Annotated in this window: 18 protein-coding genes; 13 read left to right on the forward strand and 5 right to left on the reverse strand. The window is 72.9% G+C overall.

The window, feature by feature from the left end:
- The first annotated feature begins 24 nt into the window (after nt 1-24).
- Nucleotides 25-624 carry a DUF3043 domain-containing protein gene (locus tag AB0F04_RS09330; RefSeq protein WP_362039446.1) on the forward strand — a complete coding sequence of 200 codons (600 nt, stop codon included), beginning with the start codon at nt 25-27 and terminating at the stop codon, nt 622-624.
- Between the two features lie 83 nt (nt 625-707).
- A complete protein-coding gene (locus AB0F04_RS09335) occupies nt 708-1,409 on the forward strand; it encodes a methyltransferase domain-containing protein (protein WP_362039448.1) in 702 nt (233 codons plus the stop codon).
- A 46-nt stretch (nt 1,410-1,455) separates the two neighbouring features.
- Here AB0F04_RS09335 and AB0F04_RS09340 read toward each other — a convergent pair whose 3' ends face one another.
- Nucleotides 1,456-1,668: a hypothetical protein gene (locus AB0F04_RS09340; protein WP_062926420.1), complete on the reverse strand. Its 213-nt coding sequence runs from the start codon at nt 1,666-1,668 to the stop codon at nt 1,456-1,458.
- Nucleotides 1,669-1,888: 220 nt separating this feature from the next.
- Here AB0F04_RS09340 and AB0F04_RS09345 point away from each other — a divergent pair, with 220 nt between their 5' ends.
- Nucleotides 1,889-3,088, forward strand: a complete 1,200-nt coding sequence (locus AB0F04_RS09345; RefSeq protein WP_362039450.1) for a bifunctional adenosylcobinamide kinase/adenosylcobinamide-phosphate guanylyltransferase — start codon at nt 1,889-1,891, stop codon at nt 3,086-3,088.
- 27 nt (nt 3,089-3,115) lie between these two features.
- Here AB0F04_RS09345 and AB0F04_RS09350 read toward each other — a convergent pair whose 3' ends face one another.
- Nucleotides 3,116-4,207, reverse strand: a complete 1,092-nt coding sequence (locus AB0F04_RS09350) for a class I SAM-dependent methyltransferase (protein ID WP_362039452.1) — start codon at nt 4,205-4,207, stop codon at nt 3,116-3,118.
- A gap of 203 nt (nt 4,208-4,410) precedes the next feature.
- Between AB0F04_RS09350 and cobT the strand changes: the two genes are divergently transcribed.
- Together cobT and AB0F04_RS09360 are read left to right on the forward strand one after the other, a co-directional pair.
- Complete coding sequence (gene cobT / locus AB0F04_RS09355) at nt 4,411-5,547, forward strand: nicotinate-nucleotide--dimethylbenzimidazole phosphoribosyltransferase (RefSeq protein ID WP_362039454.1); 1,137 nt, start codon at nt 4,411-4,413, stop codon at nt 5,545-5,547.
- Nucleotides 5,548-5,682: 135 nt separating this feature from the next.
- Nucleotides 5,683-6,381, forward strand: a complete 699-nt coding sequence (locus AB0F04_RS09360) for a hypothetical protein (RefSeq protein ID WP_362039456.1) — start codon at nt 5,683-5,685, stop codon at nt 6,379-6,381.
- Here AB0F04_RS09360 and AB0F04_RS09365 read toward each other — a convergent pair.
- Complete coding sequence (locus tag AB0F04_RS09365; RefSeq protein ID WP_362039458.1) at nt 6,321-7,082, reverse strand: hypothetical protein; 762 nt, start codon at nt 7,080-7,082, stop codon at nt 6,321-6,323. The genes AB0F04_RS09360 and AB0F04_RS09365 overlap by 61 nt on opposite strands.
- A 60-nt stretch (nt 7,083-7,142) precedes the next feature.
- On the opposite strand from AB0F04_RS09365, the gene AB0F04_RS09370 reads away from it, so the two are divergent.
- The 8 genes from AB0F04_RS09370 (at nt 7,143) to AB0F04_RS09405 (ending at nt 18,907) form a co-directional block, all read left to right on the forward strand.
- Nucleotides 7,143-7,925, forward strand: a complete 783-nt coding sequence (locus tag AB0F04_RS09370) for an adenosylcobinamide-GDP ribazoletransferase (protein ID WP_362039460.1) — start codon at nt 7,143-7,145, stop codon at nt 7,923-7,925.
- 452 nt (nt 7,926-8,377) lie between these two features.
- Nucleotides 8,378-9,904 (forward strand): leucyl aminopeptidase, encoded by a 1,527-nt coding sequence (locus AB0F04_RS09375; RefSeq protein WP_362039462.1) that lies wholly within the window; start codon nt 8,378-8,380, stop codon nt 9,902-9,904.
- Between the two features lie 281 nt (nt 9,905-10,185).
- Nucleotides 10,186-11,574: a dihydrolipoyl dehydrogenase gene (lpdA, locus tag AB0F04_RS09380; RefSeq protein ID WP_362039465.1), complete on the forward strand. Its 1,389-nt coding sequence runs from the start codon at nt 10,186-10,188 to the stop codon at nt 11,572-11,574.
- A gap of 63 nt (nt 11,575-11,637) precedes the next feature.
- Nucleotides 11,638-13,434, forward strand: a complete 1,797-nt coding sequence (gene sucB / locus AB0F04_RS09385; protein ID WP_362039467.1) for a 2-oxoglutarate dehydrogenase, E2 component, dihydrolipoamide succinyltransferase — start codon at nt 11,638-11,640, stop codon at nt 13,432-13,434.
- A gap of 259 nt (nt 13,435-13,693) precedes the next feature.
- Nucleotides 13,694-14,317 carry a GntR family transcriptional regulator gene (locus AB0F04_RS09390; RefSeq protein ID WP_352101123.1) on the forward strand — a complete coding sequence of 208 codons (624 nt, stop codon included), beginning with the start codon at nt 13,694-13,696 and terminating at the stop codon, nt 14,315-14,317.
- Between the two features lie 269 nt (nt 14,318-14,586).
- Complete coding sequence (gene aceE, locus AB0F04_RS09395) at nt 14,587-17,289, forward strand: pyruvate dehydrogenase (acetyl-transferring), homodimeric type (RefSeq protein ID WP_362039469.1); 2,703 nt, start codon at nt 14,587-14,589, stop codon at nt 17,287-17,289.
- A 59-nt stretch (nt 17,290-17,348) separates the two neighbouring features.
- Nucleotides 17,349-18,332: a WYL domain-containing protein gene (locus tag AB0F04_RS09400; RefSeq protein WP_362039471.1), complete on the forward strand. Its 984-nt coding sequence runs from the start codon at nt 17,349-17,351 to the stop codon at nt 18,330-18,332.
- 56 nt (nt 18,333-18,388) lie between these two features.
- Complete coding sequence (locus AB0F04_RS09405; protein WP_053671989.1) at nt 18,389-18,907, forward strand: DUF4240 domain-containing protein; 519 nt, start codon at nt 18,389-18,391, stop codon at nt 18,905-18,907.
- Here AB0F04_RS09405 and AB0F04_RS09410 read toward each other — a convergent pair whose 3' ends face one another.
- Nucleotides 18,908-19,135, reverse strand: a complete 228-nt coding sequence (locus tag AB0F04_RS09410) for a hypothetical protein (protein ID WP_362039472.1) — start codon at nt 19,133-19,135, stop codon at nt 18,908-18,910. It lies immediately after the preceding gene.
- Between the two features lie 53 nt (nt 19,136-19,188).
- Nucleotides 19,189-19,965, reverse strand: a complete 777-nt coding sequence (locus AB0F04_RS09415; RefSeq protein ID WP_362039798.1) for a peptidoglycan recognition protein — start codon at nt 19,963-19,965, stop codon at nt 19,189-19,191.
- Between the last annotated feature and the right edge of the window lie 90 nt (nt 19,966-20,055).

Here is a 20,055-nt window from a genome sequence, read left to right on the forward strand (position 1 = left end):
CGGAAGCCCTTACCCTTGGGTTTTGTGTTCCGTAGCCGTGCGAAGGATGAGAAGGCCCAGGACGCCGACAAGGCGCCGGTGAACTTCTCCAAGCAGCCCCGCGACCCGCAGGCCCCCAAGGGCCGCCCCACGCCGAAGCGCAGCCAGGCCCAGAGCCAGCGCCGCAGCGTGGCCAACACGTCGATGACGCGCAAGGAGGCCGCCAAGCGACAGCGCGAGGAGCGCCGTGCCGCGATGGAGCGGCAGCGGCAGGCGCTCGCGAGCGGCGACGAGCGGTACCTGCCCGCGCGTGACAAGGGGCCGGTCCGCCGGTTCGCGCGCGACTTCGTGGACTCCCGGTTCAACATCGCGGAGTTCTTCCTGCCGATGGCCGTGGTCATCCTCGTGCTGAGCATGGTGCGAGTACCGGCGCTACAGAACATCGCGCTGCTGCTGTGGCTCGTGGTGATCGTGCTGATCGTGCTCGACTCGTTCGTGACGTCGTTCCGTCTGAAGAAGCAGCTGAACGAGCGCTTCGCGGGCGAGAACAAGCGCGGCGCCGTCGCCTACGCCCTGATGCGCTCCCTCCAGATGCGCCGGCTCCGGCTGCCGAAGCCGCAGGTCAAGCGTGGAGAGCGGCCCTGACCACGACGCCGTTCTCCGGGGGTGCGGCGGATGCCTGGCTGGACAAGCTGGGCGGGCTGCGCGATGTCGTCCGGCAGGAGCTGGTGGCCCGCCAGCTGGACGAACAGATAGTCGGCCGGTTCCCGGTCGGCAAGCGCCTGCGGGTGCTCGACGTGGGGATGGGCCAGGGCACGCAGGCGCTGCGGCTGGCCCGGGCCGGGCACCAGGTGACCGGTCTGGAGCAGGACGCGACGATGGTCGCCGTGGCCCGGGAGTCCCTCGCCGGGGAACCGGAGGGCATCCGGGAGCGGATGCGGATCATCGAGGGCGACGGCCGGGACACCGGCGTGCACTTCCTGCCGGGCAGTTTCGACGTGGTGCTGTGCCACGGCGTCCTGATGTACGTCGAGGAGCCCGACCCGCTGCTGGCGGGGCTCGCCCGGATGCTCGCGCCCGGCGGGCTGCTGTCCCTGCTGGTGCGCAACGGGGACGCGCTCGCGATCCGGCCGGGCCTGTCCGGTGACTGGTCCGGGGCGCTGACGGCCTTCGACACCGTCTCCTACCGCAATCGGCTGGGGCTCGACGTGCGGGCCGACCGGCTGAAGGACCTGACGTCGACGCTCGCGGGGATCGGGGCGCCGCTGCACGCCTGGTACGGGGTACGGGTGTTCACCGACACGGCGGCGGACGGCGCGGAGGTGCCGGCCGGCATGGAGACGCTGCTCGCCGTGGAGGAGAAGGCCGGGCGGACGGATCCGTACCGCGGGGTGGCCGCGCTGCTGCACCTGTGCGGCGTGCGCGGCTGACACGACGAGGGGGTGGGCGGGGGCCGCAGGCCCCCGCCCACCGGGCTCACGCCTCGGCCGCGTGCAGGCTCATCGGCCCGTAGATCTCCGTGGCGTCCTCGAACAGCCGCACCTGATCGGCACCGCCCTCCTGCAGGGCCTTCCAGTGCTCTCCGATCCAGGACTCGGCGTCCCCCTGGGTGGGGAACTCCTCCGGCGGCACCGCGGGCTGGACCTCCGTCCCGTCGGTCTTCTCGAACCGCCACGTCCATGCCGCCATGTACGCCTCCCATGTGTGTGAGCACACTGCACAGCGAAAGCCGGATCTTGGTCCGGCTCCCGTCCCGAGCCTAAGCGTTCCCGCCGGGTGGGGTGTTATAGGCCTTGCGGGGGTGCGGGTCACCGGTCGGGTGCGGGTCGTGGGCGTTGCGCGGTTCCCCACGCCCCCCTGGGGGCGTCTCCATCACGCGTGACTCATGGCCACGGGTGAGAATCGTTGCGTGGAACTCACTCTGCTCGGCACCGGCGCCCCCGCGGGTCTCCCCCGCCCCGACTGTCCCTGCGCGGCCTGTGCGGCCGCTCTCGGTCCCGACGTGCGGGCGGCCACCTCGCTGCTCGTGGACGGGGCGCTGCTGCTCGATCTGACGCCGGGCGCGGCGTTCGCGGCGGCGCGGGCGGGGCGTTCGCTGACCGGTGTACGGCAGGTTCTGCTGTCGCATCCGCACGACGGGCCGGCGGTCGAGGTGCCCGCGGGGCTGCCGCAGCCCGGACGGGTGCCGGACTGGCGGGAGTTGACGCTGCTGACGGGGCACCGGGTGCGGGCGGTGGCGCTGGACGCGCCGGGCACGGGGTACGCGGTGACCGGGCCGGAGGGGCAGCGGCTGCTGTATCTGCCGCCGGGCGGGGCGCCGGCGGGCCTGGAGGAGCCGGCCGAGTCGTACGACATGGTCCTCGCGGACGTCGTGGGGCGGCCGGACGCGCTGGCCAGGCTGCGCGCGGTGGGGGCGGTCCGCCCGACGACCGACGTGGTCGCCGTTCACCTGGACCACGACCTGCCGCCCGGCCCCGAGCTCGGGCGGCGGCTCGCGGCGGCCGGGGCTCGGGCCGTGCCGGACGGGGTGACGCTGGTGGTGGGTGCGTACGAGGACGTGCCGGACGTGCCGCGGCGGACGCTGGTGCTGGGCGGGGCGCGCTCGGGCAAGTCGGTGGAGGCCGAGCGCAGACTCGAGGCCTTTCCCGACGTGCTGTACGTGGCGACGGGCGGGTCGCGCAACGGGGACACGGAGTGGGCCTCGCGGGTGGCGGCTCACCGGGACCGGCGGCCGGGGTCGTGGCGGACGGTCGAGACCTGCGATCTGGTGCCGTTGCTGGAGGCCGAGGGGCCGCCCTTGCTGATCGACTGTTTGTCTTTGTGGCTGACCGACGCGATGGACTCCGCCGGGGCGTGGGACGACGCGGTGTGGGCGGAGCGCGGGGAGAAGGTGCTGCGGGAACGGGTGCGGGAGCTCACGGAGGCGGTACGGGTCACCCGCCGGACGGTGGTCGCCGTGTCGAACGAGGTGGGGTCGGGGATCGTGCCGTCGACGGCGTCGGGGCGGCGCTACCGGGATGAACTCGGGCGGCTCAACGCGCGGTTCGCGGACGAGTGCGAGCATGTGCTGCTGGTCGTGGCGGGGCAGGCGATGGTGCTGCGGGGCTGACGGGCTCCCCGAGGAGCGGCCGGTCGTTCACCCCGCGGCTCCCTTTCCCTCGGGCTCGGGCTCGGCTCCGGCCCGGGGAGCGGTGCGGGCGATCACCCGGTAGGTGTTCGCGAAGCGCGTGCGGCGGGCCACCGGGGCGATGAAATGGTCCGCCAGTGCCGCCACGGCCACCAGGGGGACACCGGCGCGGAGCAGGGCCGTGCGGGCGTGGCGCTGCACGGGGGGCGGCGGGACGGCCCGCCAGGGGGTGTCCGGGGTGGGCAGCGCGTGGGAGAGGGCCAGTGACGTGGCGCCCGCGAGGTCGTGGGGGACGTGGACCGGGCGGTGGTCGAGCGTCAGGATCGTGCAGCCTGCCGACTCCAGCTCCGCGCGGATGTTCGGCGGGGGCAGCAGGTGGAGGTGGCGCGGCTGGTCGTAGGGGAGCCACCAGCGGCCCAGCAGGGCGGCGAAGACGCTGCGGGGGCTCAGGGTCTCGATGAGCAGGTGGCCGCCCGGGCGCAGCACGGAGAGGGCGGCCCTCAGTTCCGCTCGCGGATCCGGTGTGCCCTCCAGGTGGTGGAGCATGCTGACCACGTCGTAGCGGGCGCGCAGCGGCACGGCGATCCTGGGGTCCGTCAGCCGGCCGACGTGGGCCTCCTCGACGCGGTCGGCCGTGCGGGCGCGGACCACGCGCGGGGTGGGGTCGAGGCCGTCGAAAGCGGTGTAGGGAAAGAACTGACGGGCCGTGGCGGGGAAGCGGGCGTGACCCGTCCCGACGTCCAGCCAGCTCTCCGGCTCGCCGCAGCACAGCATCGCGCGGGCCGCGGAGCGGTGGCGGCGGGGGCTGGAGCGCAGGGCGAGGAGTCCGTCGCTCGCCGGGTCCCGCGGCGCCCCGCGCGCGGTCCGGTGGTAGAGGGCGAGGCCCTCCGCGGTGAGGCGGGGGTTCTGGAAGGTGTGGCCGCAGTCCCGGCACGCGTCGACGGTGAAGCTGCCCGGCTTGTACTGCCGCAGGTCACCGGTGCGCAGCCGGTTCCGCAGCCGGGCGGAGCCGCACCAGGGGCAGTCCTCCCGGCGCGGTTCGTGCACGCGTGCGGTCGACGGGGAGAGGGCGGGTGCGGACGAGACGGGGTGTGCGGGCATGGGCGGCTCCCGGGCGCGACGGCGTACGGCGGGGACGTACGGCGGGGACGTCGCACGGCCGTGAACAACCGCGCACGACCACATGCGACAATCCGCTGCAAAACGGAACGTATGGGATGCCGATCCCGGGTGCAACGACGTCGCCGTGACGGAGTGGTGATGTGGCGCCGTGCCGTTCGATCCGGGCCGGTACTGTTCGGCGAATGAGCTCGCTTAATCTCGACGACTTCACCGATCTGATCGAGCGTCCGGACGGCGGGATCCGCCGTGACGCCGAGGCGCGCCGGGAGCGACAGATCGTGCCGCCCGGGTCGCTGGGCCGACTCGACGAACTGGGCGAGTGGCTGGCGGCGGCGCAGTCCGCCGTGCCGGTCCGGCCGGTCGAACGGCCGCGGGTGGTGCTCTTCGCCGGTGACCACGGCGTCGCCGGGCTGGGCGTCTCGGCCCGGCCCGCGGGCAGCGCCGGGGAGTTGGTGCGCGAGGTGCTGGAGGGCGGCCGGCCCGTGTCGGTGCTGGCACGGCGGCTGGGTGTGCCGGTGCGGATCGTCGACATGGCCCTGGACTGCGACCCCGAGGGTCTGCCGGCGGACGTCGTACGGCACCGGGTGCGGCGCGGCAGCGGACGGATCGACGTCGAGGACGCGCTGACCCCCGAGGAGGCCGAGGCGGCTTTCCTGGCCGGGGTCGCGGTGGCCGACGAGGAGGCCGACTCGGGCACGGACCTGGTGGTGCTCGGTGATGTGAGCGTCGGCGGGACCACGGTGGCGGGCGTGCTGGTCGCGGCGCTGTGCGGGGTCGACGCGTCGGTCGTGACCGGACGCGGCGGGCAGGCGATCGACGACCTGGCGTGGATGCGCAAGTGCGCGGCGATCCGCGACGCGCTGCGCCGGGCCCGTCCGGTGCTCGGGGACCAGTTGCAGCTGCTGGCGGCGGTCGGCGGGGCCGACGTCGCCGCGATGACCGGTTTCCTGCTGCAGAGCGCGGTGCGCAAGCTCCCGGTGGTGCTCGACGGGGTCGTGGCGGCCGCGTGCGCGCTGGTCGGGCAGCGCATCGCGTTCCGGGCGCCGGACTGGTGGCTGGCCGCGCACGACAGCGGTGAGCCCGGGCAGGCGAAGGCGCTGGACCGGATGGCGCTGGAGCCGCTGCTCACCCATGGCGTGACCGTCGGGGAGGGCGCGGGCGGCCTGCTGGCGCTGCCGCTCGTGCAGGCCGCCGCCGCGCTGGCGGCGGAACTGCCCGAGAAACCGAAGGAGTCCGAGGCACCGGAGGGATCCGGGGAGCCGGAGGCGTCCGAGGAGCCGGGCGTGCCGGGCACCTCGGAGGCGCCCGCCGAGCAGTAAGCGGTCCCGAGATCCAGGTCACGCACGCCTGGCTCAACTTCGTCCCGTTCCGGTCGGTCTTGGAACGTGGTGTCGGTTCGACCGAGTCGCGGACACCCTCAGGCCACGCCGTGCACGGACGAGGACGACCGCCGGATGACCACGCTCGCCCGCTGGGCCCGCGCCGAATGGGGTGCGCTGTACACCGCGATGCGCGGGCCGCTCGCCGAGCGGCGGTGGCGGGCCGCGCCGATGGCGGTCACGGCCGTGTGCCTCACGGCCGTGCTGCACGTCGTGCACCACCAGGCATGGGGCTACCGCCTGGTGCGGGACGCCGGTGGCGTGCGGGCCGAGGACCCGTTGTGGCTCGCGCTGCTGCGCACGCCGCTCTCGCTGTTCGTGCCCGCGCTCGATCTGCCGGTGTGGGGCGCGCTCGCGCAGATCCTGCTGGTGTTCGGCATCGCCGAGCTGTGCCTGGGCCGGTGGCGGACACTGGCCCTCGCCTACGTCGCGACGCTCGCGGGCACGCTCTACGCGCGCCTGGCCATCTGGCTGGGCCCCGGCGCGCCGGTCGGCCTGCCCGCCTCGGACGCCCGGGTCGTGGACAGCGGGCCGTCGGCGGCGGTGGTGGGCCTGGCCGTCTTCCTGGGGTGGCGCCACCGCGCGTACGTCACCACCTCGCTGGTGATCGTGGCGATGGTGGTCGAGGTGGCGCTGAAGGAGAACCTCGCGGGCAAGGAGCACCTGGCGGCGATCGGGGCGGTACTGGTGCTGTGCGCGGCCTGCGAGCCGCGTCACCGGCGTTCGAGGGACCGGGCCGGCTCGGGGTCGGGGGCGCCGCCGATCCAGTCCTGAACAGCGCGCATGGGGGTCGCCCAGCGGCGGTCGTGGTGGTAGGAGCGCAGGGCGGATCTGGCCCGGGCGCGGGGCCGGTTGCGGTAGAAGCGTTTGGCCCACGGGGAGGTGGGCCGCGCCAGCCGCACGGCCGCGACCAGGGCGATGAAGGGGATGACCACGCCCACGACCGCTAGGCGGACCTTGCCCTTGAAGAGGGCGATGAGGGCGAACGCGAAGTTCACGAGGATGTTCCCGAGGACGACGGCGCGGTTCTGCTGCTGGTCGTCGCTGAGGTCGTTGACGCCCAGCGGCGAGAAACCGATCAGGAGGAGGCCGACGAGCGAGGCGGTGAGGACGACCATCTCGACGCTCTTGCGGCCGTCGGGGGTCCAGTAGACGTCGGCGAGGTGCAGGACCAGGGCGAATTCGTCGAGGACGAGGCCCGCGCCGATGCCGAAGAACACCGCGGCCAGGCAGGACCCGAAGCCGTGCTGACCGCCGGCCACCGCGCCGAAGCCGCCGACGATCGTCAGGATGACCCCGGGGACCACGTGGTGGACGTGGACGCCACCGCTGCTGACGTTGCCGAAGGGGCCTTTGCCCGCCCGGATGAGCCGGGTGATGAGCCGGGTGATCAGGAAGGTCAGCACGAAGGCGACGAGAGCGAGAAGCAGTGGCAGCTTGCCGGGTTCGATGATGTTCCGCTCCATCCATCCCATAGAGGAACTTTATCCTCGCCTGCCGTTCGCGCTCCCCTGACCGGCCGGTAGCCTGCGCCGATGCCCACGACCTCGCCCCTCGACGGCCTCCGCTTCGCCTTCGGCACCCTCACGGTGATCCCCGTCCGGGTGACCCGGTGGGACCGGGAGGCGGCACGCGGCGGCATGCTGTGCGCTCCGCTCGTGGGGCTGGCGGTCGGTGCCGCCGCCGCCGGGCTCGGGCTGGCGCTGCTGTTCCTGGGTGCGGGCGCCCCGCTCGCCGCCGTGGCGAGTGCCTCGGTGCCGGCCGTCCTCACCCGGGGCCTGCATCTCGACGGGCTCGCGGACACCGCCGACGGGCTGGGCAGCGGGAAGCCCGCCGCGGACGCGCTGCGGATCATGAAACAGTCCGACATCGGACCGTTCGGGGTCATCACCCTCGTCCTCGTCCTGCTCGCGCAGGTCACCGCGCTCGCCCACGCCTACGACGCCTCCTGGGCCCGGGGCGCGTGCGCCGCCGTGGTCTCCGCGGCACTCGCCCGGCTGGCCCTGACCCTGGCGGCCCGGACGGGGGTTCCGGCGGCTCGGCCGGAGGGGCTGGGCGCGGCGGTCGCGGGTGTGGTGCCCGTGCGGGGGGCGGTGACCGCGGCGGTGGTGTTCACCGTGGCCGCGGCGGCCTCCGGTGCTCTCTTCGGACCGTACGGCGTGATCCGTACGGTGTTCGCGGTCGTCCTCGCCCTGGCCGCCGCCGAGGCGCTGCTGCGTCACTGCACGCGCCGGTTCGGCGGAGTCACGGGGGACGTCTTCGGCGGCCTGGCGGAGACGGCGGCGACCACGGCGCTGGTCGTGCTGTCCCTGGGCTGAAACGACCTCCCCCGGGGGCGTGCCTGTCCCTGGCCGGGCGCGCCGTCGGCAAGGCCCTGGTGGGACTGAGGGTCACGCCGGACCCCCCACGCAAGGGTCGGGGCGGCGCGCCGGGCCGCGGTCACCACACCCCCGGTTCGTACTTCCCGAGCAGCGAGCCCTGTCTCAGCCCGCGCGAGCCGACGCGGGAACGGCCGGCGCCGCCCGGGCCGTGTGACCTGGTTCACCGGTGTGAGGGAGCAGGAAATGGCCACTACGCCACCGACAGGTGAACGCCCGCAGCCATGAGCGGACGAGGCCACGCGCGTAGTCTCGACGTCGAGTGTTCGCCGCACCGGGGAAGGCCCCGTGACACCCGCCCTGGAAGGTCGGCATAGGGTCGGCTGTCGGGCCCGGTCGACCCACACCGTTCGACCCCAGCAACTTCACATCGGAAGCGAGATTTCACCACCGTGACTGCTCTCACTCTCAGCACCGCCGCGGCGTCCGGTCTGCGGGCCGACGCGATCGTGATCGGTGTCGCCAAGGGTGCCAAGGGGCCGGTCGTCGCACCGGGCGCCGAGGCCGTGGACAAGGCGTACGACGGCAGGCTCGCCGGCGTTCTGGAGACGCTCGGCGCCTCCGGCGGCGAGGGCGACGTGACGAAGGTGCCGGCACCGTCCGGCTTCAAGGCACCGCTCGTCCTGGCGGTCGGTCTGGGCGCGGTCCCGGAGAAGGACGCCGACTACGGCACCGAGGCCCTGCGCAAGGCCGCCGGCGTCGCCGCCCGCGCCCTGGCCGGGTCCAAGAAGGCCGCCTTCGCGCTGCCGCTCGGCGACGCCGCCGCCGCGGGCGCGATCGGGGAGGGCGCGCTGCTCGGCGCGTACTCCTTCGACGCCTACAAGGACAACGGCAAGGACCCCAAGGCGAAGAACGGCAAGGCTCCCCTCGCCGAGGTCACCCTGCTCGGCGGCAAGCCCCGCGACAAGGCGTACAAGGCCGCGGTCGAGCGCGCCGTCGCCGTGTCCGAGGAGCTCAACCGCTCCCGCGATCTGGTCAACACCCCGCCGAACGACCTGAACCCGGAGTCGTTCGCCGCGATCGCCCAGGCCGCGGCCAAGGAGCACGGCATCAAGGTGCAGGTGCTCGACGAGAAGGCTCTGGTCAAGGGCGGCTACGGCGGCATCCTCGGCGTCGGCTCCGGTTCCGCGGCCACCCCGCGCCTGGTCAAGCTGTCGTACACCTCCTCCAAGGCGAAGAAGCACCTCGCCTTCGTCGGCAAGGGCATCACCTACGACTCGGGCGGCATCTCGCTCAAGCCCGCCGGTCACAACGAGACGATGAAGTGCGACATGGCCGGTGCGGCCTCGGTGTTCGCCGCGGTCGTCGCCGCCGCGCGGCTCGGCCTGGAGGTCAACGTCACCGGCTGGCTCGCCCTGGCGGAGAACATGCCCTCCGGGTCCGCGACCCGTCCGGGTGACGTGCTGCGCATGTACAGCGGCAAGACGGTGGAGGTGCTCAACACCGACGCCGAGGGCCGGCTGGTGCTCGCCGACGCGCTGTGGGCCGCCTCCCAGGAGAAGCCGGACGCGATCGTGGACGTGGCGACGCTGACCGGGGCGATGGTGCTGGCGCTGGGCAACCGGACGTTCGGGATCATGGGCAACGACGACGCGTTCCGCGCCGCGCTGTGCGAGGCCGCCGAGGAGGTCGGGGAACCGGCGTGGCCGATGCCGCTGCCGGAGCACCTGCGCAAGGGCATGGACTCACCCACGGCCGACATCGCGAACATGGGTGAGCGGATGGGCGGCGGCCTGGTCGCCGGTCTGTTCCTGCGCGAGTTCGTGGGCGAGGGCATCACCTGGGCGCACCTGGACATCGCCGGGCCGGCCTTCAACGAGGGCGGCCCGTTCGGGTACACGCCGAAGGGCGGCACGGGGACGGCCGTGCGGACGCTGGTGCGGCTGGCCGAGCTGACGGCTGCGGGGGATCTGGGCTGACCCGCGCCTGAGAGCTCGGTCTCGTCCGTCGTGTGGCGAGTGCGGGGGGCGTGGGGGCTGTTCGCGCAGTTCCCCGCGCCCCTTCGGGCGCTTCACCGCGTGGCTCATCTGAACGTGGGGCGTCTCACACCGCAGCCCGGCGTCTCCTTGTGTGCCGACAAGTGCGAAGATGGGGCTCGGCAGGACAGGGCCCCACCGAAGGGCCGAAGAACGAGCGGCCGGACACCAGCCGCCTGCCGGTCGAAGACCGGCTCACGGCGCACATGCATGGAGGACGTGACGTGGCGAACGACGCCAGCACCGTTTTCGACCTAGTGATCCTCGGCGGTGGCAGCGGTGGTTACGCCGCGGCCCTGCGCGGGGCGCAGCTGGGCCTGGACGTCGCCCTGATCGAGAAGGACAAGGTCGGCGGCACCTGCCTGCACCGGGGATGCATCCCCACCAAGGCCCTGCTGCACGCGGGCGAGATCGCCGACCAGGCCCGCGAGAGCGAGCAGTTCGGTGTGAAGGCCTCCTTCGAGGGCATCGACATCGCCGGGGTCCACAAGTACAAGGACGGCGTGGTCGCCGGTCTGTACAAGGGCCTGCAGGGGCTCGTCGCCTCCCGGAAGGTGACCTACATCGAGGGTGAGGGCCGCCTGTCCTCCCCGACCTCCGTCGACGTGAACGGCCGTCGCGTCGAGGGCCGTCACATCCTGCTCGCGACCGGCTCCGTGCCGAAGTCGCTGCCCGGCCTGGACATCGACGGCAACCGGATCATCTCCTCCGACCACGCTCTCGTCCTGGACCGCGTGCCGAAGTCCGCGATCATCCTGGGCGGCGGCGTCATCGGCGTCGAGTTCGCCTCCGCGTGGAAGTCCTTCGGCACCGAGGTCACGATCGTCGAGGGCCTGAAGCACCTCGTCCCGGTCGAGGACGAGAACTCCTCCAAGCTGCTGGAGCGCGCGTTCCGCAAGCGCGGCATCAAGTTCAACCTGGGCACCTTCTTCCAGAAGGCCGAGTACACCCAGGACGGCGTCAAGGTCACCCTGGCCGACGGCAAGGAGTTCGAGGCCGAGGTCCTGCTGGTGGCGATCGGCCGCGGTCCGGTCTCCCAGGGCCTGGGCTACGAGGAGCAGGGCGTCGCGATGGACCGCGGCTACGTCCTGGTCGACGAGTACATGCGCACGAACGTGCCGACCATCTCCGCCGTCGGTGACCTCGTCCCGACCCTCCAGCTCGCGCACGTCGGCTTCGCCGAGGGCATCCTGGTGGCGGAGCGTCTGGCCGGTCTGAAGACCGTTCCGATCGACTACGACGGTGTCCCGCGGGTGACGTACTGCCACCCGGAGGTCGCCTCCGTCGGCATCACCGAGGCCAAGGCCAAGGAGATCTACGGTGCGGACAAGGTCGTCGCTCTGAAGTACAACCTCGCGGGCAACGGCAGGAGCAAGATCCTGAACACCGCGGGCGAGATCAAGCTCGTCCAGGTCAAGGACGGTGCCGTCGTCGGCGTCCACATGGTCGGCGACCGCATGGGCGAGCAGGTCGGCGAAGCCCAGCTGATCTACAACTGGGAGGCGCTGCCCGCCGAGGTCGCGCAGCTCATCCACGCCCACCCGACGCAGAACGAGGCGCTCGGCGAGGCCCACCTGGCCCTCGCGGGCAAGCCCCTCCACGCGCACGACTGACCCCTCGGTCGACGAACGCGACGACACAGACTTCCGCACTTTCCGTAAGGAGCAACCGAAACCATGGCGGTTTCCGTAACCCTTCCGGCGCTCGGTGAGAGCGTCACCGAGGGCACTGTCACCCGCTGGCTGAAGGCCGAGGGCGAGCGCGTCGAGGCCGACGAGCCGCTGCTCGAGGTGTCGACCGACAAGGTCGACACCGAGATCCCCTCGCCCGCCGCCGGTGTCCTGGCCTCCATCAAGGTCGCCGAGGACGAGACGGTCGAGGTCGGCGCCGAGCTGGCCCTGATCGACGACGGCAGCGGCGCGCCCGCCGCCGAGCAGGCCCCGCAGGCCGAGCAGGTCGCCGAGCCCGCTCCCGAGCCGGCCCCGGCCGCCCCGTCCACCGAGCAGGCCGCCCCGGCGCCCGCTCCCTCCGCCGACGCCGCCGCCGGCGGCGGCTCCGCCGAGGGCACGGACGTCGTCCTGCCCGCGCTCGGCGAGTCCGTCACCGAGGGCACCGTCACCCGCTGGCTGAAGTCGGTCGGCGACACCGTCGAGGCCGACGAGCCGCTGCTCGAGGTCTCCACCGACAAGGTCGACACCGAGATCCCGGCTCCCACCTCGGGCACGCTGCTGGAGATCGTGGTCGGCGAGGACGAGACCGCCGAGGTCGGCGCCAAGCTCGCCGTCATCGGCGAGGCCGGTGCCGCTCCGGCCGCCGCCCCCGCGCAGGAGGCCCCGGCCGCCCCTGCGGAGCCCGAGCCCGCCCCGGCCCCGGCGCCGCAGCAGGCCGCCCCGGCCCAGCAGGCCCCGGCACCGCAGGCTCCGTCGGCTCCGGCCCCGCAGCAGCAGACCACCCCGGCTCCCGAGCCGGCCCCGTCCGCTCCCGCGCCGGCCCCGGCTCCGGCCCAGGCCCCGGCCGCTCCCGCCGCCAAGCCGGCCGACGACGGCGCCTACGTCACCCCGCTGGTGCGCAAGCTCGCCGCCGAGCAGGGCGTCGACCTGGCCACCGTCAAGGGCACCGGCGTCGGCGGGCGTATCCGCAAGCAGGACGTCGTCGCCGCCGCCGAGGCCGCGAAGAGCGCCGCCGCCACCCCGGCCCCCGCCGCTGCCGCCCCGTCGGCCGCGAAGAAGGCCCCGGTGCTGGAGGCGTCCCCGCTGCGCGGCCAGACCGTGAAGATGCCGCGGATCCGCAAGGTCATCGGCGACAACATGGTCAAGGCCCTGACCGAGCAGGCCCAGCTGTCCTCGGTCGTCGAGGTCGACGTCACCCGCCTGATGAAGCTGCGCGCCCGTGCCAAGGACGCGTTCGCGGCCCGTGAGGGCGTCAAGCTCTCCCCGATGCCGTTCTTCGTCAAGGCCGCGGCCCAGGCGCTGAAGGCGCACGCGCCGATCAACGCCAAGATCAACGAGGCCGAGGGGACCATCACCTACTTCGACACCGAGAACATCGGTATCGCGGTGGACTCCGAGAAGGGCCTGATGACCCCGGTCATCAAGAACGCCGGTGACCTCAACCTCGCCGGCATCGCCAAGGCCACGGCCGACCTGGCGGGCAAGGTCCGCGCGAACAAGATCACCCCGGACGAGCTGTCCGGCGCGACCTTCACCATCTCCAACACCGGCTCGCGCGGCGCGCTCTTCGACACGATCATCGTGCCGCCGGGCCAGGTCGCCATCCTCGGCATCGGCGCGACGGTCAAGCGCCCCGCCGTCATCGAGACGGAGGAGGGCACGGTCATCGGCGTCCGCGACATGACGTACCTGACCCTGTCCTACGACCACCGCCTGGTGGACGGCGCCGACGCCGCCCGTTACCTGACGGCGGTCAAGGCCATCCTGGAGGCGGGCGAGTTCGAGGTCGAGCTCGGCCTCTGACCTCCATCGCCGGTACGGCTGTACGGTGCCCCCGCTCGGATCATCTCCGGGCGGGGGCACTTTGCTTGGGGGCGCGGGGACCTGCGCGATCAGCCACAAGCGGTCGTCAGCCGAACGACACGCACAACCCGACGGCGCCCACACAGCACCGCCCCCCGTGTAAGTCTCGTCTCACCTGCACCAAGACGCCCCCACCCGCCCCACCCGCGGAGCGAACCGGCCGTATTGTCTAAGCGTCAATCCCGACTGAGGAGCCCTCATGACCGCGCCCGTCATCCACTCGCTCCGCGAGCAGATCCGCGAGCACATCCTGGAGGGGATCATCAGCGGACGCTGGCAGCCGGGCGAGCGGATCGTCGAGCGCCGGATCGCCACCGAGCTGGAGGTCAGTCAGACCCCGGTCCGCGAGGCCCTGCGCGAGCTGGAGTCGCTGCGGCTGATCGAGTCCGCTCCGAACAAGGGCGTGCGCGTCCGCAACCTCACGGCCGCCGATCTGGAGGAGAGCTACCCGGTCCGGGCCGGCCTGGAGGCGATCGCCGCGGAGCTGGCCGCTCAGGGCCTGGCGGAGGACTGCACGGCGCTGGAGCCCCACGTCACCGCCCTGTACGAGGCCGACCGCGCCGCCGACGGCACCGCCCAGGTCCGCCACACGGTCGGCTTCCACCGCGAAATGGTCCGCGCCGCCGGCAACTCGGTCCTGCTGCACACCTGGGAAGGCCTCGGCATCGAGGTGTTCACGGCTCTGTCCATCCGCTGGCTGGGCACGCAGCAGCAGTCGTACGCCGAGGAGCACGAGGAGCTCGTCGCCGCGTTCAAGCGCCGCGACCCCCGGATCGCCGAACTCGTGAAGGCACACGTCCTGGGCTGCGCGCCCCGGGCGTGACACTCGAGCACCCCCTCGCTCAAACGCCTCCGACCTGCGGAAACCGCGCGCGAACCAGTCACCGCGTGCCATGGCCGGAGGCACCCCGTGCCTACTTTCTCGTGATCAAGAGGTTTTGCCCCTCAACCCTTTGATCGATCATCGATCAGGGAGTTACAGTCGCCGACGGGCTTGCCACCCAAGCCCTCCGCCCTGTCCTGCCAAAGACAAAGGGCACCCCCGATCCCCCGCATGTGAGGGAACCCCCTTCGACTGAGGAAGGCGGCGACATGACCGACCCCAACGCCATCCAGCCGAGCGAGCTCGACCAGCTCCCCGACCGGGACCCCGAGGAGACCGCCGAATGGCAGGCCTCCCTGGACGCGGTCACCAAGGCTGCCGGGCCGCACCGTGCCGCATACCTGATGCGCCGCACGCTGGAGCGCGCCGAGGGCGCCGGCATCGCGCTGCCGAAGCTCCTCGAGACCGACTACGTCAACTCCATCCCCACCTCCGCAGAGCCGGCCGTGCCCGGTGACGAGGCGATGGAGCAGCGGATCACCGCGTGGAACCGCTGGAACGCGGCGGCGATGGTGACCCGCGGCAGCAAGTACGGCGTCGGCGGCCACATCGCCACCTTCGCCTCCGCCGCCTGGCTGTACGAGACGGGCTTCAACCACTTCTTCAAGGGCAAAGAGGCCGACGGCTCCGGCGACCAGCTCTACATCCAGGGCCACGCCTCCCCCGGCATCTACGCCCGCGCGTTCCTCGACGGCCGGCTGAACGAGGAGCAGCTCGACAACTTCCGCCGGGAGGCGGGCGGCAACGGCCTGCCCTCCTACCCGCACCCGCGCCGGCTGCCCTGGCTGTGGGAGTTCCCGACGGTCTCCATGGGCCTCGGCCCGCTGTCGGCGATCTACCAGGCGCGCTTCAACCGCTACCTGACGAACCGCAACATCAAGGACACCTCCGCCTCGCACGTGTGGGCGTTCCTCGGTGACGGCGAGATGGACGAGCCCGAGTCGACGGCGGCCCTGGCGCTCGCGGCCCGTGAGGAGCTCGACAACCTCACGTTCGTCATCAACTGCAACCTGCAGCGCCTCGACGGCCCGGTCCGCGCCAACTTCAAGATCGTGCAGGAGCTGGAGGCCCAGTTCCGCGGGGCCGGCTGGAACGTCGTCAAGACGCTGTGGGGCACGGCCTGGGACGAGCTGTTCCAGCTCGACACCACCGGCGCGCTCGTACGCCGCCTGCGCCAGGTACCCGACGCGCAGATCCAGACGTACCAGACGCGCGACGCGGCCTACATCCGCCAGGACTTCTTCGGCGCCGACCCGGCGCTCGTGGAGATGGCGAAGCTGCTGAGCGACGACAAGATCCTCGAGTGTTTCCACCTCTCGCGCGGTGGTCACGAGGCCCGCAAGGTGTTCGCTGCGTACAAGGCGGCCGTCGAGCACAAGGGCGCGCCGACCGTGATCCTGGCCCAGACGGTCAAGGGCCACACCCTCGGCGAGGGCTTCGCGTCGAAGAACGCCAACCACCAGATGAAGAAGCTGACGGTGGACGAGTTCAAGAACATGCGCGACCTGCTGGAGCTGCCCATCAAGGACAGCGACTTCGTCGACGGCGTGGTCCCCTACGGCCACCCGGGCGCCGACTCCCCCGAGGTCCGCTACCTCCAGGAGCGGCGTGCCGCCCTGGGCGGTCCGGCCCCGGCCCGGCGCGTCCACCCGGTCGCGCCGCTGCCCGCCCCGGCGGACAAGGCGTTCGCGTCCTTCGACAAGGGTTCCGGCTCGCAGAACGTGGCCACCACCATGGCGTTCGTCCGTCTGGTCAAGGACCTGGTCCGCGACAAGGAGACCGGCAAGCGCTGGGTGCCGATCGTCCCCGACGAGGCGCGCACCTTCGGCATGGAGTCGCTGTTCCCGTCCCTCGGCATCTACTCGCCCAAGGGTCAGACGTACGAGCCGGTCGACCGCGACCAGCTCATGTACTACAAGGAAGCCCAGAACGGCCAGATCCTCAACGAGGGGATCACGGAGGCCGGTTCGATGGCCGACTTCATCGCCGCTTCGACGTCGTACGCGACGCACGGCGAGGCGATGATCCCGTTCTACATCTTCTACTCGATGTTCGGCTGGCAGCGCACGGCCGACCAGATGTGGCAGCTCGGCGACCAGCTCGGCCGCGGCTTCCTCGTCGGCGCCACGGCCGGCCGCACCACCCTGACCGGTGAGGGCCTGCAGCACGCCGACGGCCACTCCCCCGTGATCGCGGCGACCAACCCGGCGGCGCTGACGTACGACCCCGCGTTCGCCTACGAGGTCGCGACGATCGTCAAGGACGGTCTGCGCCGGATGTACGGCGAGGCGGCCCCGGGTGAGGACCAGAACGTCTTCTACTACCTGACGGTCTACAACGAGCCGCTCCCGCAGCCCGCCAAGCCGTCCGTCGAGGGCATCGACGAGGGCATCGTCAAGGGCCTCTACCGCTTCAACACGGCGGAGTCGGCGGGCATCACGCCCCCGGCGAACGCCCCGCGGATCCAGCTGCTCGGCTCGGGCACGGCGATCCACTGGGCGCTGAAGGCGCAGCAGCTGCTCGCCGAGGAGTGGGGCGTGGCGGCCGACGTGTGGTCGGCGACGTCCTGGAGCGAGCTGCGCCGGGACGCCCTGGAGGCGGACGAGGCGCTGCTGCGCGGTGAGGAGCGGGTGCCGTTCGTGCGGCAGGCGCTCCAGGGCGCCGATGGCCCGGTGCTGGCGGTCTCCGACTACATGCGCCAGGTCCCGGACCAGATCGCGCAGTGGGTCGAGCAGGACTGGTCTTCGCTGGGTGCCGACGGCTTCGGCCTCTCGGACACCCGTGAGGCGGCCCGCCGCCACTTCGGTGTGGACGCGGAGTCGATCGTCGTCGCGGCCCTGGCCCAGCTCGCCAAGCGCGGCGAGGTGAAGGCGGCGTCCGTGAAGGAAGCGCGCGAGCAGTACGGTCTGTGATCACAGACCGGTGATCGGCAGGCCCCCACCGCGGTGGGGGCCTGCTGCATGATGTGGCCATGCGTGCTGCCCGGCTGATCAAGATGGTGCTGCTGCTCCAGTCCCGGCCCTCCATGACGGCCGCCGAGCTCGCCCGTGAGCTGGAGGTGTCGGAGCGGACGGTGACGCGTGACGCGCAGGCGCTGTCGGAGGCGGGCGTGCCGGTGTACGCGGACCGGGGCCGGGCCGGCGGCTACCGGCTGGTCGGCGGGTACCGGACGCGGCTGACGGGACTGCACCGCGGTGAGGCCGAGGCGCTGTTCCTGTCCGGGGTGCCGGGGGCACTGCGCGAGATGGGCCTGGAGGACGCCGCCTCGGCCGCCCGGCTGAAGGTGTCGGCCGCGCTGCTGCCCTCCCTGCGGGACGCTTCCCGGTCGGCCGCCCAGCGGTTCCACCTGGACGCGCCGAACTGGTTCAAGGAGCCCGAGACGCCCGCGCTGCTGCCGGCCGTCGCCGACGCGGTGTGGGACGACCGGCGGATCGGCGCGCGCTACCGGCGCGGGAAGGACGAGGTCGTCCGGGAGCTGGAGCCGTACGGGCTCGTGCTGAAGGCGGGCGTCTGGTACCTGTGCGCCCGGGTGGCCGGGCCCGGGTCGTTCCGGGTCTACCGGATCGACCGGTTCACTGCGGTGGACACCGGCGGTGAGCGCTTCGAGCGGGAGCCGGACTTCGACCTGCCCGCGTTCTGGGAGGAGCGGGCGGAGCAGTTCGCGCGGTCCCTCCTGCGGGTGCGGGTCGTGGTGCGGCTGTCCCCCGAGGGGGTGCGCGCACTGCCGTACGCCCTCGACTCGGTGTCCCGGGAGGCTCTGGCGGACGCGGACGCCCCCGACGCGGACGGCTGGGTGACGGTGGCCCTGCCGGTGGAGTCCGAGGAGGTGGCCCACACCCAGCTGTCGGCGCTGGGCCCGGAGGTGGAGGTGCTGGCGCCGGAGGGCCTGCGCCAGCGGTTCGCCGGGGACGCGGCGCGGCTGGCCCGGCTCTACCGGTCCGGGGACGGCGCATAACGATCCCGCCCACTCCGGGTGCGCCCCCGTGCCCCAGGCCCGATGCTTGACCCGTGATGGACGAGACGGAGTTCTGGGAGCTGGTGGACGACGCCCGGGAGGCCGCCGAGGGCGACCCGGAGGAGCAGGCCGACCTGCTCGTGGACCGGCTCGCCCAGCTGGATCCGGACTCGGTCCTGGACTTCGCACGGCACTTCGAGTCCCGCTACAACCGCGCCTACCGCTGGGACCTGTGGGGTGCCGCCTGGGTGCTGCTCGACGGGGCGAGCGACGACGCCTTCGACTTCTTCCGGTGCTGGCTGATCGGCCAGGGGCGCGAGGTGTTCGAGGGTGCCGTGCACGACCCGGACGCGCTCGCCGATCTGCTGGACGATTTCGACGAGGAGATCGACGGCGACGGCGAGGAGCTCGGCTACGCGGCGGACGAGGCCTACGAGCAGCTCACCGGCGTGGTCGCCCCCGACCTGGAGATCGCGCCGGCACCGCCGGAACCGGAGGGCACGCCGCTCGACTTCGAGAACGAGGGGCTGCTGGCCGAACGCTACCCGCGCCTGTGGCAGCGCTTCCGGGGCTGATCAGGCGGCCCGGCGGCGGCCGGTGTCGGACGCGATGTACGCATGTGTCCCCTCGGCCCGCACCGCGTGGTGCAGGGGCGCGGCGTTGGCCTGGTCGAGGGCGGACGCGGTGACCGCGGCCGGGCCGAGGACGACCGTCACGACCGCGCAGAGCACCGCCCAGGGGCCGCACGTGCTCCCCGTCCGCACGTCCGTGTTCCCCGGGGCCTTCGTACCACCGTTGTTCATGGTCCCCACCTTCGGTCGGATGTCCGTGGGCACGACCGTAGGGGGCCGGGATCTCAGGACGCCGCGCGTTCGCTGTGGCCTCGCTGTGGACCGTCCGGCCGGCCCTGGAGACGGGCCGCGAGCTGTCTGATCTCGGGAAGGCGGGCGTGCAGGGCGGCGCCCGGGCAGCTGGTCATGTAGCCGTCGTTGTGGCCCGCGAGGGCGGGCAGGCGGGCCGTGGTGCCGGCCGCGTACCGGCTCAGGCCGTTGCTGGAGACCAGGCGGACGTGCGAGCGCGGGTCCGTGCCGCTCAGGCCGAGTTTCCAGGCGGTCAGCGCGGCGATCGCGCGGATCATGGGCTGGGGGACGGGCACGCCCTCGGTGAAGGTGCCAAGCGCGGCGATCCCCGCGGTGCGGTGGTTGAAGCCCTGGGTGTGGGCGCCGGTGACGGCCCGCTCCACGCCGCCCGCGCGGCCCTCGTAGACGGTGCCGCAGCGGTCGACGACGAAGTTGTAGCCGATGTCGTCCCAGTCGCGGGTGCCGGTCTGGCCGGTGTAGAGGTCCCGGATGATGCGGGGCGCGTCGGCGCAGTCGTAGCCGTTGGGCGAGTCGGTGTGGTGGACGAAGACGGCGGCGACCCGGTCGTCGTAGCGGGGGCGTGGCTGTGCGCGGGCGGCGTCGCCCAGCCAGTGCGCTCGCGGTTCGATGGGCGGGCGCGGGGCGGTGTACGACCTGGCCGGGGAGCGGGGCGGGGCGGCGCGGGAGCCGGTGCCGGCGGCGTTCTCCACGCCGTGGGCGCACAGGAACAGCGCCAGTACGGCGGCGGCGCCCGGCAGGCAGCCGAGCAGCACGCGGGCCGTGCGCGGCGGGCCGGCCAGGCCGGGTGCCCCGCCGGCGGAGCGCCCGCGTGCGCCCCGCCGTCTTCGGAAGACACGCATGGT

The organism is Streptomyces sp. NPDC029041, from assembly GCF_040637515.1.
In the GTDB taxonomy this organism is placed as follows: domain Bacteria; phylum Actinomycetota; class Actinomycetes; order Streptomycetales; family Streptomycetaceae; genus Streptomyces.

What these genes read in the sequence shown, in the direction of transcription:
- AB0F04_RS09340 (WP_062926420.1), bottom strand. Translation starts at nt 1,668, where the DNA reads ATGGCGGCATGGACGTGGCGGTTCGAGAAGACCGACGGGACGGAGGTC.
- AB0F04_RS09350 (WP_362039452.1), bottom strand. Translation starts at nt 4,207, where the DNA reads ATGCCCGCACACCCCGTCTCGTCCGCACCCGCCCTCTCCCCGTCGACC.
- cobT (WP_362039454.1), top strand. Translation starts at nt 4,411, where the DNA reads ATGAGCTCGCTTAATCTCGACGACTTCACCGATCTGATCGAGCGTCCG.
- AB0F04_RS09360 (WP_362039456.1), top strand. Translation starts at nt 5,683, where the DNA reads ATGACCACGCTCGCCCGCTGGGCCCGCGCCGAATGGGGTGCGCTGTAC.
- AB0F04_RS09365 (WP_362039458.1), bottom strand. Translation starts at nt 7,082, where the DNA reads ATGGGATGGATGGAGCGGAACATCATCGAACCCGGCAAGCTGCCACTG.
- AB0F04_RS09370 (WP_362039460.1), top strand. Translation starts at nt 7,143, where the DNA reads ATGCCCACGACCTCGCCCCTCGACGGCCTCCGCTTCGCCTTCGGCACC.
- sucB (WP_362039467.1), top strand. Translation starts at nt 11,638, where the DNA reads ATGGCGGTTTCCGTAACCCTTCCGGCGCTCGGTGAGAGCGTCACCGAG.
- AB0F04_RS09390 (WP_352101123.1), top strand. Translation starts at nt 13,694, where the DNA reads ATGACCGCGCCCGTCATCCACTCGCTCCGCGAGCAGATCCGCGAGCAC.
- aceE (WP_362039469.1), top strand. Translation starts at nt 14,587, where the DNA reads ATGACCGACCCCAACGCCATCCAGCCGAGCGAGCTCGACCAGCTCCCC.
- AB0F04_RS09400 (WP_362039471.1), top strand. Translation starts at nt 17,349, where the DNA reads ATGCGTGCTGCCCGGCTGATCAAGATGGTGCTGCTGCTCCAGTCCCGG.
- AB0F04_RS09405 (WP_053671989.1), top strand. Translation starts at nt 18,389, where the DNA reads ATGGACGAGACGGAGTTCTGGGAGCTGGTGGACGACGCCCGGGAGGCC.
- AB0F04_RS09410 (WP_362039472.1), bottom strand. Translation starts at nt 19,135, where the DNA reads ATGAACAACGGTGGTACGAAGGCCCCGGGGAACACGGACGTGCGGACG.